Raw genomic sequence first — 11,691 nt, forward strand, 5'->3', positions numbered from 1 at the left:
GGCACAAAGGGGAAACCCTTACCAACACACGCCCCTTAATCGGTTAGCCTGCCCAGATGCCGATCCAACGCCGAGGCACGTGGATGCTGGTGGCCGTGTTGCTCCTCGGAGCCGCCGGCGCCGGCTTCGTCGTCCTCGCGTCGGCCGGTGGCTCGGTCCGGCCGCTCAGCGACAGCACTCTGACGCCGAAGCCCGGGCCGGAGCGGACGGTGGAGGTCAACACCCCACCACCGCGGCCGTCGATGACTCCGCCGCCGGAGCGGAGTATCGAGACCCGCAAAACGCCGGAGTGGATCCAGGGCCTGTTCGAGGCCGTCGTCTACCTGATCGCCGCCGTCATCGTGGTGCTGATCGGGCTGCTGCTCTACCGGATCCTCCGCAAGGTTCAACTGCCGGATGCGCCACCTGCTGATCCGGACTGGGAGCGCGTGGCGACCGAGAAGCTGGCCGAGGCGATCGACTCCGGTCTGGCCCTGATCGACACCGGCCATGCAACCGACGCGGTGATCGCCTGCTGGGTCGCGCTGGAGCAGGCCGCCGCTTCTGCCGGTGTGACCCGCGATCCGGCCGAAACGCCTGCCGAGTTCACAGTGCGGGTGCTGGGCGTCGGGGGCGTCTCCGAGCCCGACCTGACTCGGCTGGGTGAGCTCTACCGCGAAGCGCGGTACTCCACGCACGGCTCGACCGAACAGTCCCGGGACGAGGCCCGCGCGGCCCTCCTGCGGCTGCGCACGCAGCTGGCGGCGGTGGTACCCGAATGACGTCGTACAAGTGGACACCGCTGGAGGACGACGAGCGGACGCCGCAGCCGAAGGTCCGGTCGATGCGGCTGAACAAGGTCATCGTCCAGTACGTCGGTGGCGTCGTTGTGCTCAGCTTGCTGCTGGTCGCCATCTTCGGTGCGGCCGGGATGGCGCCGCGGCCGCTCTGGTTCGTGGCGACGGCGCTGGCGATCGGCTTCGGCGCGGTCGCGCTGCGGCTGATCGCTCCCCAGCTCCTGCTGACGAACTGGCCGGCTCGGCACGACGAGGAGCTGGCGGCCAGGCGTGGTCGCAACAGCGACAACCGGACGCAGTTCCTGGCCACCTGGCTGCAGGAGTCCAGCCGCGAGCGGCGGGCCGGTGAGGGCTCGCAGACCTTCGTACGCCGAATCCAGCCGCTGCTGCTGGAGCTGACGACCGACCGGCTCGTGCACCGGCATGGCGTCGACCCGGAGCTGGAGCCGGAGCGGGCCCGGGAGATCACTGGTGAGCAGCTGTGGCAGCTGGTCACCGCAGACGAGAAGCGCACCGCGAGCCTCCGCGAGATCGAGGCCGCGATCCAGACCATCGAGAACCTGTGAGGAACTGTGACCGACTCTGTGACCGCCACCCCGACGACGGACCTCTCGCCGGCCGACGTGTCGGAGCTGAGCCGGCAGGTGCTGGCCCGGGTCGGGCAGGCGGTCGTCGGTAAGGCTGAGGCGCTGGAGCTGGTCCTGGCCGGCATGCTGGCCGGCGGCCACGTCCTGCTGGAGGACTACCCCGGTCTGGCCAAGACGCTGGCGGCCCGCTCGTTCGCCCAGGCGCTCGGGCTGGAGTTCCGCCGCGTGCAGTTCACCCCGGACCTGCTGCCGTCCGACGTCACGGGCGCGTTCGTGTACGACCAGAAGGACTCCGAGTTCGTCTTCCGGCCGGGCCCGATCTTCACCGGTCTGCTGCTGGCCGACGAGATCAACCGGACCCCACCGAAGACGCAGGCTGCGCTGCTGGAGTCGATGCAGGAGCATCAGGTGACGGTCGAGGGTCAGACCTTCCCGCTGCCGACGCCGTTCCACGTGCTCGCCACTGCGAACCCGGTCGAGTACGAAGGCACCTATCCGCTGCCTGAGGCTCAGCTCGACCGCTTCATGCTGCGCATCGGTTTCGGCTACCCGACCGCGGCCGAGGAGTGGGAGGTGCTCCGGCGCCGGATGAGTCGGCGTACCGAAGACCAGAAGGTAGAGGCGGTCACGGACGCGGCCGGTCTGCTCGCAGCACAACGCGCAATCGATACGGTCACTGTCGACGACACCGTTGGCCAGTACTGCGTCGACCTGGCCGCTGCGACTCGGCGGGACTCGCAGGTCCTGGTTGGTGCATCACCGCGTGGTTCGCTCGCCCTACTGCTGGCCGCCCGTGCGTACGCCGTGATCAAGGGCCGGGACTACGTCGTCCCGGAGGACGTCAAGGCGGTCGCTGTGCCGGCGTTGGCGCACCGGATCACCGTGCGGCCAGAGCTGTGGCTGCATGACGTGACTGGCGCGACTGTGGTGAACACAGTCCTCGGTGCGGTGCCGACGCCGCCCACTGTGGCGCGTTGAGCCGGGGGAGCGCGACGTGAGTTGGCAGCCGACCCATGCGCAGGTGCGTGCGATCGGCATCGCCGCAGTGCTGCTCCTGGTGGCAGTCATTGCTCGGCGGCCGGACGCCGCGGTCATCGGGCTGCCCTTCGCGTTCATCGCGGTCTGGGGCCGGTTCTTCCGGCCACGCGAGCAGCCCGACGTAGAGACTGAGCTGGACGCCGATGTGCTGTTCGAAGGGCAGGCAACGACGTACCGGCTGCGAGTGGCTGGGGACGCCGACCCTGATATCGACCTCGTCGTTGCGGCGTTACCGCGGTCGCAGTGGTTCGACTACGCGCCGGCACAGGCGGCAATCGCCGAAGAGGTGCACAACGGGGATGCCGTGCGGCTGGAGGTCGGCGTCCGATCGAAGCGTTGGGGGCAACGAGCTCTGGAGCGGCCGACAGTTGTGGCCACGTCGGTGCTCGGTGCCTACCGGACGCGGGTGACCTCGGCCAAGGCGCTTGCTGTGACGACGCTGCCGCTTCGCGAGGGTTTCGAGGCTGTTGACTCGGTACCGCGGCCCGCTGGGCTGGTTGGTCTGCACCGGTCGCGGCGTCCTGGCGAGGGGACGGAGCTGGCCGGAGTACGACCGTTCCGAACCGGAGACCGGTTGCGACGGATCAACTGGGCAGTGTCGGCGCGCACGCGCGAACTGCACGTCACGTCGACCTGGTCGGACCGGGACACCGAGGTGGTCATCCTGCTCGACACCGGCGGCGAGATCGGTATCAGCGAAGGTATCGACGGCCGATCGAGCAGTCTGGACACCGCAGTGCGTGCTGCGGCCGCGGTGGCTGAGCACTACCTGCGGCATGGCGACCGGGTGCGCCTGATCGACACCGGCGGCCTGATCCGCGGCGTCCGCTCCGGTAGTGGGCGCGGACACCTGCGCAGGATCCTGGACGCCCTGGTGCATGCCGATCGCCGTGGTCGGCAGCAAGATCAGGAGCAGCTCGCGCAGCGGAACCGCATCCGCTCCGACAGCCTTGTCATCGTGCTCAGTCCGCTGCTGCGCCCAGTGGTCCTCGGGTACGTCGTCACGCTCGTCCACTCTGGCTGCACGGTGATCGCGGTGGACACGCTGCCGCCGGACATCGGTGACGTCGTCGAGGTCGAGGAGCACGACGCCCGCTCCTGGCCACTCGCATGGCGGCTCCGCCTCCTGGAGCGCCGCCGCGAGCTGGACCGGCTCGGCGACCTTGGCGTGCCGACTGTGCCCTGGCGGGGCCCGGGCACCCTCGACGAGGTACTCCGAGACGCCGCCCGACTCGCCTCCGCACCGAGGATCCGCTCATGAGCATCGCCGAGAGACTGACCCTGTGGCTGGCGCAGCTGCGGGTGACCGGCCGGGCGGTCGTGCTGGCCCGGCTGCTGATCGCGGTCGCCGGGACGGTGGCCATCGTGCTACCGGGCGCGCTGCCGTGGGATCAGCTCGACCTCATCCCGATTCTGGCCGTTCCGTTGCTGATAGCCACGATTGTCATCCCGGACTCGCTGACGGCGCTCCTGTTCGTGCTGGTGGTGCTCATCGGTTGGCTGATGCGTGCTCCGGCCGACCTGGGCTGGGGCGTGGTGGTGACCGGGATCGCCTTGCTGCTGGTACATCTGGCCACAGCCTTCACCGCGCAGCTGCCGTCGTACGTGCGGGTGGGGCGCAAGGCGCTCCGGCGCTGGCTGGTGCCGGGAGCGGTCGCAGCGCTGATCGGCCCGCTCGTCGCGGTCGCGGCGGCGCTCGTGCGTGGTGCCGACGTACCAGGCTCGTTGCTGGTCACGGTCGGCGCGCTGGTGCTGGCGACGGTCACGGTCTGGTTCGCCGCCGGCCAGCGGCTCGGGCAGGACTGAGCTCAGATCTCGGCGTTGAACGTGCCGGCGATCTCCTCGGCCCAGCCCGCGGGGAACGCGTCCGGACCGGTGACCTGCATGGCCGACATCACGGTCAGCAGCATGCCGGTCGCGAAGAACTCCCGGACCTCGGTCGGCGACGCGCCGGTGGCCTCGCGGACCAGCTCGTAGATGCTGCCGAACCCCTCCCGGACGGCGGCGCCGATGGTCGGGTCGGCGCTGGCCGCGAAGCCCTGGAGGAGCACGAGCAGGACCTCGCGCTCCTCCGACAGCTTCGTGTAGCCACGCGCCAGACTGGCCAGATCCGGCGAGTCGGCCGCGGCCTCGGCGAAGACCTGCTTGATCCGGTCGCAGACCGACCGCACCGCGGCCAGGAACAGCTGCTGCTTGGTGCCGAAGAGCCGGATGACGTACGGCTGCGAGACGCCCGCGATCCGGGCGATCTCGTCGGTCTTGGTGCCCTCGTAGCCCGAGGACCCGAAGGCGACCACGGCAGCCCGCAGCACCTCCTCGCCCCGCTCGGCCGCCGTCAGCCGCACCTTCGTCATCGTCACTCCTCCGCTGATCGCCTGAGCCTATGTTATCAGTCGATGCATACTTTCGATCAGCGGTGCCGGTCCAGGTACTGGGCCTGGTACAGCGACGGCGGGAACAGGCCGGGCCGGTTCGCGCCCTCGATGAACCCCGCCGGGTTCGGGAACGGGCCGTCGCCGGTGATCACGCCCTTGCCGCCGATCGCGTAGTTCTGCGCCGTCGGCGGCTTCTGGACGACGAGCCGCGCCGTCCCGACGTCGCAGTTCCAGCCGACCGAGTGCGAGGTCGCCCAGCCGTGGCCGGTGCCGTAGTCGCCGCGGTTGTAGATGCCGAGGACGAGGTCGACCTTGGGTGCGATGTCGCGGTGGTTGTCCCAGAGCAGGCCCTGGCTCCAGCGCCGGTGGCCTTCGCTGGAGGCGAGCGCGCCCTCCGACGTACCGCGCAGGAAGACGATGCCCGAGGCACTGCTGGCGCCGTTCGAGATGAACGCGTGCCGGGCCTTGGTGGCGTGGCAGTCCACGAACAGGATCTGCTGCGAGAACGCCTCCGAGTTGAAGTTGTAGCGCAGGCCGCCGGTGACGACGGACGCCGGATCGAGTGCCTTGCAGTTCCGGACGGTGACCCGGGTGGCCTCGGTGGTCTCGACGCCGGCCTTCGCGAAGTGCAGGAACGTGCTGTCCCGGACCCACGCGTCCTCGACCTGGCGAACCTTCACGCCGACCCAGGCATGCGCCTCGTCGACGTCCGGATCGCCGGCGAACTGGATGTCGATCCGCAGGTTCTCGACACCGACGTCGGTCACCAGGCCGGCGCGGTCCCAGACGTACAGGTAGGACTGCGAGCGCGCGCGACGCAGGTGCTCGAACAGCGGTACGTCGACGGTCACGGTGTTGCCGCGGATCGACTTGATGTAACGGTTGTAGGTGATCGGCTGGCTGTCGACGACCCAGCCGGCGTCCTTCGCCGTCCCGCCGTAGTCGACCGACGCCAGCCACGCCTCGGTGCAGGGGTGGATCAGGATGATGTTGTCACCGCGCTTCAGCCCGCTCGCGTCGGCGACCTCGAAGGACTTCGACCCGACCTGGACCCAGTCGCTGGTGATGTCGGTCCGGGTGCCCGGGACCTCGCCGCGCCAGCCGGTGCTGACCGAGCCGCCGAGGACGACGACGTCCCGGGAGACCGGCGTGTTCCCGGTGGCCTGGATGATCGTGTGCCGGGCCGGGTCGGCGCCGTCCCCGGAGCCGCGCAGGACGACGCCGGACCGGTTCACCCGGAGCGTGCCGGCGACCGGATAGTTGCCAGGAGCAAGCAGTACGGCGCCGCGGAAGCCGTTCCGGTCCGGGGTGCGGGCGCCGACCTCGTCGATCGCGGCCTGCAGGTGCGCGGTGTTGTCACCCTCGATCGGGCGGACGGTCTTGGCCGTCCGCACGTGCGGGATCGGGCTGTCGCCGTACTTGTAACCGGCGTAGCTGAAGTCGGGGATCCGGTTGCCCTCGGCATCGGCGGCGTAGACCAGCCGGTAGCGCGAGTCGTAGCGGACCTTCTCCGACTGCCAGAGCCGACCGGTCCCGGACGCGGCGGCCTGGTTCAGGCCCAGGGAGCCGAGGGTGGCGGCGCCGGCCACCGCCCCGCCGGCTCCGAGCACGCTGCGTCGGCTGAAGAGGTTCGTCATCGAGCACCTTCCTGATGGCGGGATCAGGAGGTCATCATGCGGTCCGCCAGGAGCCGCTGGCAAGCGTTTACCGAGCATTCTGAACCGATTCCCGTCAGGTGGAACTCGGCGCGGTTCCGGCCCATTTCGGGGCTGGCTTGACAAGTTATCAGTCAATGCATACTTTGATCGGGACGTTAGTTATCAGTGGATTACAACAAGGAGTTGCGAGATGACTTCGACCGCTCTCGAGGAGCCGGCCGTCGCGGCGCCCGGCCGTCGGTACGGGGTGGGCGCCGTGCTGGCCGCGGTGGGGATCCCGACCTTCATGGTCACGTTGGACAACCTGGTCGTGACGAACGCGCTGCCGGTGATCAAGACCGAGCTCGGCGCCTCGCTGTCCGACCTGCAGTGGTTCGTGAACGCGTACTCGTTGTCGTTCGCCGCCCTGCTGCTGACCGCGGCAGCGCTTGGCGACCGGCTCGGCCGCCGTCGGCTGTTCCTGGCCGGCATCGCACTGTTCACGCTGGCTTCCGCGGCCTGTGCGCTGGCGACCGAGCCCTGGATGCTGATCGGCGCCCGGGCGATCCAGGGTGTCGGCGCAGCCGCAGTCATGCCGCTGTCGCTGACTCTGCTGGCCGGCGCCGTACCGGACAAGCAGCGCAGTGCCGCCATCGGCGTCTGGGGTGGCATCTCCGGCCTCGGTGTAGCGGTCGGCCCAGTGGTCGGCGGTGCAGTGGTCGACGGCCTCAACTGGCAGTGGATCTTCTGGCTGAACGTGCCGATCGGCGTGGTCGCCGTCGTACTGGCTGCTCGGGTGCTGTCCGAGTCGTACGGCGTCAAGCAGCGGCTCGACCTGCTTGGCCTGCTGTTGTCGAGCACTGGTGTGCTGGGGATTGTCTGGGGTGTGGTGCACGGTGCTGACGACGGTTGGACGTCGGCCGGCGTACTCGGCGCTCTGATCGCCGGCGTCGTCCTGGTGGTCGCCTTTGTCGGCTGGGAGCGCCGTACGCCGACGCCGATGCTGCCGATGCGGCTGTACCGCGTCCGCTCGTTCAGCGTGGTGAACGCGGTCTGGTTCACCTTCTCGCTCGGTGTCTTCGGTGCGGTGTTCCTGCTGGCGCAGTTCTTCCAGGTGGTGCAGGGCTACAGCCCGCTGGAGTCCGGCGTCCGGACGATGCCATGGACGATGGCCCCGATGGTTGTCGCGCCGATCGCCGGTCTGCTCGTCGACCGGGTCGGTCCGCGGGTGCTGGTCGTCACCGGCCAGGTGCTGCTGCTGATCGGGCTGGCGTGGATCGCGTTGGTCACCACGGCCGACGTCGCCTACAGCGAGTACGTCGTCGCGTTCGTCCTGGCCGGCATCGGGATGGGCCTCACCTTCGCGCCGCTGGCGAGTGTCGTGATGGGCGAGATGCCGGATGCGGATCGTGGTGTCGCGTCGGGGACGAACAACACGATCCGCGAGATCGGCGTCGCCATGGGCGTCGCAGTCCTGGCCTCGGTCTTCGCTTCGGCCGGTTCGTACGAGAACCCGGTGCGGTTCGTCGACGGCCTGGTGCCCGCAGTCTGGGTCGGCGCCGCGGCCGTAGCCGTCGGCGCCGTCCTTGCTCTGCTTCTCCCAGGCCGTCGTCGGCTAGCGAACCGTTAGTTCGGCCAGCTGCATGCGGTAGTCGTTGGCTGGGCCGGGATCGAGTTTGGTCCCGGCCACCCGCACATAGCGGGCTGTTGTGGTTCCGAAGGTCAGCTGCACCGGCTGGAGCGGCTGCGGTTGGGCGGTGCGACTGGCAACCGTGGTCCAGGTGTTGCCGTCCGGCGATACCTGAATCGTGTAGTCGATGGGGAAGCCGGCCTGCATGTCGGACCGCGGGGCCAGAGTGACCTGGCTGATCCGGGTGGCGCCGCCCAGGTCGACAGTGGCCGAAGCGGTCCCGTTCGCCGGGCCGGCCTCGCTGCTCCAGCCCATCGAGTAGCTGAGGTTGGAGGTGGTGATGCCATCCGTCAGCGCGCTACGCCGCCAGCCGTTGTCCAGGTACTCAGCCGACGTCGAAGCCGTGACCGGCCGACCGGCCGCGTAGTTGCCGCCAGCGACCTCTACCTCGGCCAGCTGCATCCGGTAGGCCCCGAACGGGTCTTTGCGCAGGTTGGTGCCGTTGATGCGGACGTAGCGCAACTGCTGCGCCGCGAAGTCGACGGACTGCGCGGCTTGGGCTGCTCCGGTCCGGCTGGCGACCGTAGTCCACGCGGAGCCGTCTACGGAGACCTCCACGGTGTAGTCGACCGGGAAGCCGGCTGCGGAGTCGGTGCGCGGGTAGAGGTCCACCCGGCCGGCCGAAACCGCCTTACCGAGGTCCACTGTGACTGTCTCAGTGTGGTTGGCCGCAGTGTTCGCGTCACTGCTCCAGCCGTTGCTCTGTGCAGAGGAGCCGCGGTTGCCATCCGTCAGCGCCGCCTTGCCCCAGCCATCGGCCTCGTAGGAGCTGGACGCCGTCACGGTCCCACCGGCAGCCGGATTGATGCCCGGGTTGATCCGGACGTTGTCGAACCGGGATGCGGTGCCGCCTGTGACTAGTCCGGCCGATCCGGCCGAGTAGAAGTCGTCGGTGACGGTGATCAGCGGAGTCTGCGTCGTACCGGCGTACACCCGGAGCTTGGTGCCCTCCGCGATCAGCCGCAGATGCGTCCACTGCCCGGCCCGGTAGCCCGGAATGGTTGCCTTGCCCAGCGTGGCGCCGCCCCGGTAGAGGAAGACCTCACCGTTGTTGCGGATCGCTGCCAGGTAACCGGTCTGGTAGTCGGTGCCGTTGATGGTGCGCAGCGTGACACCGGCCCAGTTGTCCTCGCGGCCGCCCGTTGCGGTGATGCGTAGGTCGGCGTCGACGACGGCGTCCCGGTATTTGCGGCCCTCGACGGCTGCGGCCGAGGTGATCCAGTCGCCGACGTACGACTGGACCAGCTCGCCGTTCTGGACGCTCCACTGCCCAGCAGGCTTGTTGACTTCCCTGTTGACGCCGAAGCGGAAGTTGTCGGCCCCGGTTGCGAAGTCGTCGCTGAACGCGGCGCTGCCGCTGTCGTCCGGCACAGTGGACGCAATGGCCTTCAGGAGCTGCCGGTGCCGGTCCGTGACGGTCGCACCGGACCGGTCGTAGACCGAGAAGTCGGTGACAGCGGACTCCGCGATCACCTGGGCCGTCAGCGGCTTGGTCTTGGCCAGCAGCGCCAGCAGTTCGAAGTCCTCCTGGCCGTCGCGCTGGGCCTCGCCGCGGATGCTGTCGTACACGTCGTACGCCGCCTTGTTCGGCCGGACGATGTAGTTGTCGCCGCTCTGCTCCGCGTTGAACGTGTCGTAGACGCGTTCGTTGTCGCCGGTCGAGCGGTGCCAGTAGTTCCAGCCCCAGTGCAGGAAGCCCTTGCCGCCGATCTTCCAGACCAGCCAGGGCAGCAGTCGGGTCTTGGCCAGCGGCTCACCGATCAACCGGTTCATGTGCCGGTGTTGCGGGACGATGCACGTGTAGAGCCACAGCTCCTTGCCGTCTCGGCGAGCCTGCTGCCAGTAGCCGGCGTGGTCCTCGTAGTTCTCGGTGTACGGCGTCATCGTGGTGATGTTCTCGGCGGCGTCCGGGAGGAACGTGTAGCCGTGCGCCTCGTTGGTGAGCGGCTCGGGGAAGTAGTCGTCGTAGACGTCGTACAGCCAGCGGGCGGCGACGGCCTGGTTCGGATGCGTCGGCTCGTCCAGTGCGCTCATGTAGAACCGGTCGGTCCAGCCCTTGGCATCCAGGTGCGCTTTGAGCGCGGGGAAGACCTTGCGCAGGTACGCCGTGCTCTCCGGCGTGTTCGGCTGCACCAGCACCTTGGTGGTGACGCCGTTGACGTTCTTCAGCATCTCCAGCGCCGGATTGGCCGCGTCCGGGTTCGGTTCGAGCAGAGTGGGTGTGTAGAGGTACTGCATCGCACCGGCGTCCACGAACAGCTGGACGAAGCGGTCGAAGTTCGTCCAGTCGAAGGTGTAGTTGCCGGCCGCGTCGATCTTCGTGCCCTGGATCAGCAGGGCCTGGAAGTCGGCGTACACGACGTTGTTGCGCTGTTTGGCCTGCAGCTTGGCGAAGTTGCCGATCACCCGCCACCAGTTCGGTGAGTACGCCGCTGCGTTGTCGTACTGGAACGGGATGGCGCGTTCGGTGCCGGTGTAGTCCCAGCCGACAGAGGTGAACCAGTTGTTCATCTTGAACTCGGACTGGTTGGCCGGCGGCACAGTCACGTTGTGCACGGTCAGCCGGACCGGAACGGTGATGTCACCGGCACTGCTCCGGACGACGACCGAACCGGTGTAGAGGCCGGGCGCCTGCCCAGCCGGAACGGCAACGCTGTAGTGGAAAGCCTGCGTGTAGTTCGCGGCGACCTCTACCGCGGTGTTGTCGACGAGTGCGTCGTAGTAGTTGCGGCTGCCGTCCGGCGGCAGCTGTGGGTCCTGTAGGCCGATGCCGCCGCTGTTGATCAGGATGTTCGGGTGGTTGTACTGGCGGCGGACGGTGATCGCGCCGGCCGGGAGCTGTGCGCCGCCAGGACCGGTCAGCGCCTGCGGCGTACCCAACTGGACGCCGGTGATTCGGCTGTCCGGCCGAATCAGCACCTGGGCGCCCTCGGCCTCACCGCGGGCGGCGTCCAGGTCGACGGCGGCTGTCGCGCCGGCCGGCCGCGGGGACGACGAGAAGACGTGGTCGGCGTTGTTCACCACCCAGACGACCGGCGGGGCCGCGCCGGCCGGTAGGGCCTGGTGGGCGCCGAGTAGGGACAGGGCAACGACGCCGACGGCCGTCAGTAGGCCGGGAGATTTCATCGCACGCTCCTCACTGTTCGATAGTGCTTACAGTGGGCGCGGAGTGCGCAGCTAACAACGCTTTTCGCGGCTGTCGAAGGCGCTGACCGGATCCGGTCGAACAGCGCTCCCCGGGTTTGAGAGGGTGTTACCGTGCTGGACGCTGACGACGTACGACGGATCGCGCTGACCCTGCCGGAGACGGTGGAGAAGCAGCGTTGGGGGCACCCGACCTTCGACGTCGCCGGGCGGATGTTCCTGACCGTGCCGGACGACCAGACGTCGTTCGCGGTCCGCTGTCCGCGGCTGGAGCGCGACGAGCTGATCCTGGCCGAGCCGGACAAGTTCTGGGTGCCGCGGCACGAGGCCGGGTCGAACTGGGTCCGCGCCCGGCTGGCCGCGCTCGAGGACGACGCCGAGCTGCGCGACATCCTGCTCGACTCGTGGCGGCAGGTGGCGCCGTCCGAACTCGTCGATTGACCA

At 68.9% G+C, this 11,691-nt stretch carries 10 protein-coding genes; 7 read left to right on the top strand and 3 right to left on the bottom strand.

Annotated elements, in window-relative coordinates; translation table 11 throughout:
* Positions 1-56: 56 nt before the first annotated feature.
* Genes ACZ6ZD_RS15185 through ACZ6ZD_RS15205 form a run of 5 tightly spaced genes read left to right on the top strand, consistent with a single transcriptional unit; the run spans position 57 to position 4,207 of the window.
* On the top strand, positions 57-761 hold the full coding sequence (locus ACZ6ZD_RS15185; protein ID WP_465672228.1) for a DUF4129 domain-containing protein: 705 nt from the start codon (positions 57-59) through the stop codon (positions 759-761).
* A complete protein-coding gene (locus ACZ6ZD_RS15190; RefSeq protein WP_465672230.1) occupies positions 758-1,342 on the top strand; it encodes a hypothetical protein in 585 nt (194 codons plus the stop codon). The genes ACZ6ZD_RS15185 and ACZ6ZD_RS15190 overlap by 4 nt, the downstream gene beginning before the upstream one ends.
* Before the next feature lie 6 nt (positions 1,343-1,348).
* The gene (locus ACZ6ZD_RS15195) at positions 1,349-2,341 is read left to right on the top strand and encodes an AAA family ATPase (RefSeq protein ID WP_465672232.1); all 993 of its coding nucleotides are present in this window, start codon (positions 1,349-1,351) and stop codon (positions 2,339-2,341) included.
* 16 nt (positions 2,342-2,357) lie between these two features.
* Complete coding sequence (locus ACZ6ZD_RS15200) at positions 2,358-3,662, top strand: DUF58 domain-containing protein (protein WP_465672234.1); 1,305 nt, start codon at positions 2,358-2,360, stop codon at positions 3,660-3,662.
* Positions 3,659-4,207: a hypothetical protein gene (locus ACZ6ZD_RS15205; protein WP_465672236.1), complete on the top strand. Its 549-nt coding sequence runs from the start codon at positions 3,659-3,661 to the stop codon at positions 4,205-4,207. The genes ACZ6ZD_RS15200 and ACZ6ZD_RS15205 overlap by 4 nt, the downstream gene beginning before the upstream one ends.
* Before the next feature lie 2 nt (positions 4,208-4,209).
* On the opposite strand, the gene ACZ6ZD_RS15210 is transcribed toward ACZ6ZD_RS15205, so the two are convergent.
* Positions 4,210-4,755 carry a TetR/AcrR family transcriptional regulator gene (locus ACZ6ZD_RS15210; protein ID WP_465672238.1) on the bottom strand — a complete coding sequence of 182 codons (546 nt, stop codon included), beginning with the start codon at positions 4,753-4,755 and terminating at the stop codon, positions 4,210-4,212.
* A gap of 56 nt (positions 4,756-4,811) precedes the next feature.
* Positions 4,812-6,413 (bottom strand): hypothetical protein, encoded by a 1,602-nt coding sequence (locus ACZ6ZD_RS15215; protein ID WP_465672240.1) that lies wholly within the window; start codon positions 6,411-6,413, stop codon positions 4,812-4,814.
* Between the two features lie 211 nt (positions 6,414-6,624).
* Here ACZ6ZD_RS15215 and ACZ6ZD_RS15220 point away from each other — a divergent pair, with 211 nt between their 5' ends.
* On the top strand, positions 6,625-8,043 hold the full coding sequence (locus ACZ6ZD_RS15220; protein ID WP_465672242.1) for an MFS transporter: 1,419 nt from the start codon (positions 6,625-6,627) through the stop codon (positions 8,041-8,043).
* On the opposite strand, the gene ACZ6ZD_RS15225 is transcribed toward ACZ6ZD_RS15220, so the two are convergent.
* Positions 8,029-11,229 carry a discoidin domain-containing protein gene (locus ACZ6ZD_RS15225; RefSeq protein WP_465672244.1) on the bottom strand — a complete coding sequence of 1,067 codons (3,201 nt, stop codon included), beginning with the start codon at positions 11,227-11,229 and terminating at the stop codon, positions 8,029-8,031. The two genes, ACZ6ZD_RS15220 and ACZ6ZD_RS15225, sit on opposite strands and share 15 nt — an antisense overlap.
* Before the next feature lie 132 nt (positions 11,230-11,361).
* Between ACZ6ZD_RS15225 and ACZ6ZD_RS15230 the strand changes: the two genes are divergently transcribed.
* The gene (locus ACZ6ZD_RS15230) at positions 11,362-11,688 is read left to right on the top strand and encodes an MmcQ/YjbR family DNA-binding protein (RefSeq protein WP_465672246.1); all 327 of its coding nucleotides are present in this window, start codon (positions 11,362-11,364) and stop codon (positions 11,686-11,688) included.
* Positions 11,689-11,691 lie beyond the last annotated feature (3 nt).

It is taken from the genome of Kribbella sp. NPDC104218, from assembly GCF_055584105.1.

What these genes read in the sequence shown, in the direction of transcription:
- ACZ6ZD_RS15185 (WP_465672228.1), top strand. Translation starts at nt 57, where the DNA reads ATGCCGATCCAACGCCGAGGCACGTGGATGCTGGTGGCCGTGTTGCTC.
- ACZ6ZD_RS15190 (WP_465672230.1), top strand. Translation starts at nt 758, where the DNA reads ATGACGTCGTACAAGTGGACACCGCTGGAGGACGACGAGCGGACGCCG.
- ACZ6ZD_RS15205 (WP_465672236.1), top strand. Translation starts at nt 3,659, where the DNA reads ATGAGCATCGCCGAGAGACTGACCCTGTGGCTGGCGCAGCTGCGGGTG.
- ACZ6ZD_RS15210 (WP_465672238.1), bottom strand. Translation starts at nt 4,755, where the DNA reads ATGACGAAGGTGCGGCTGACGGCGGCCGAGCGGGGCGAGGAGGTGCTG.
- ACZ6ZD_RS15215 (WP_465672240.1), bottom strand. Translation starts at nt 6,413, where the DNA reads ATGACGAACCTCTTCAGCCGACGCAGCGTGCTCGGAGCCGGCGGGGCG.
- ACZ6ZD_RS15220 (WP_465672242.1), top strand. Translation starts at nt 6,625, where the DNA reads ATGACTTCGACCGCTCTCGAGGAGCCGGCCGTCGCGGCGCCCGGCCGT.
- ACZ6ZD_RS15225 (WP_465672244.1), bottom strand. Translation starts at nt 11,229, where the DNA reads ATGAAATCTCCCGGCCTACTGACGGCCGTCGGCGTCGTTGCCCTGTCC.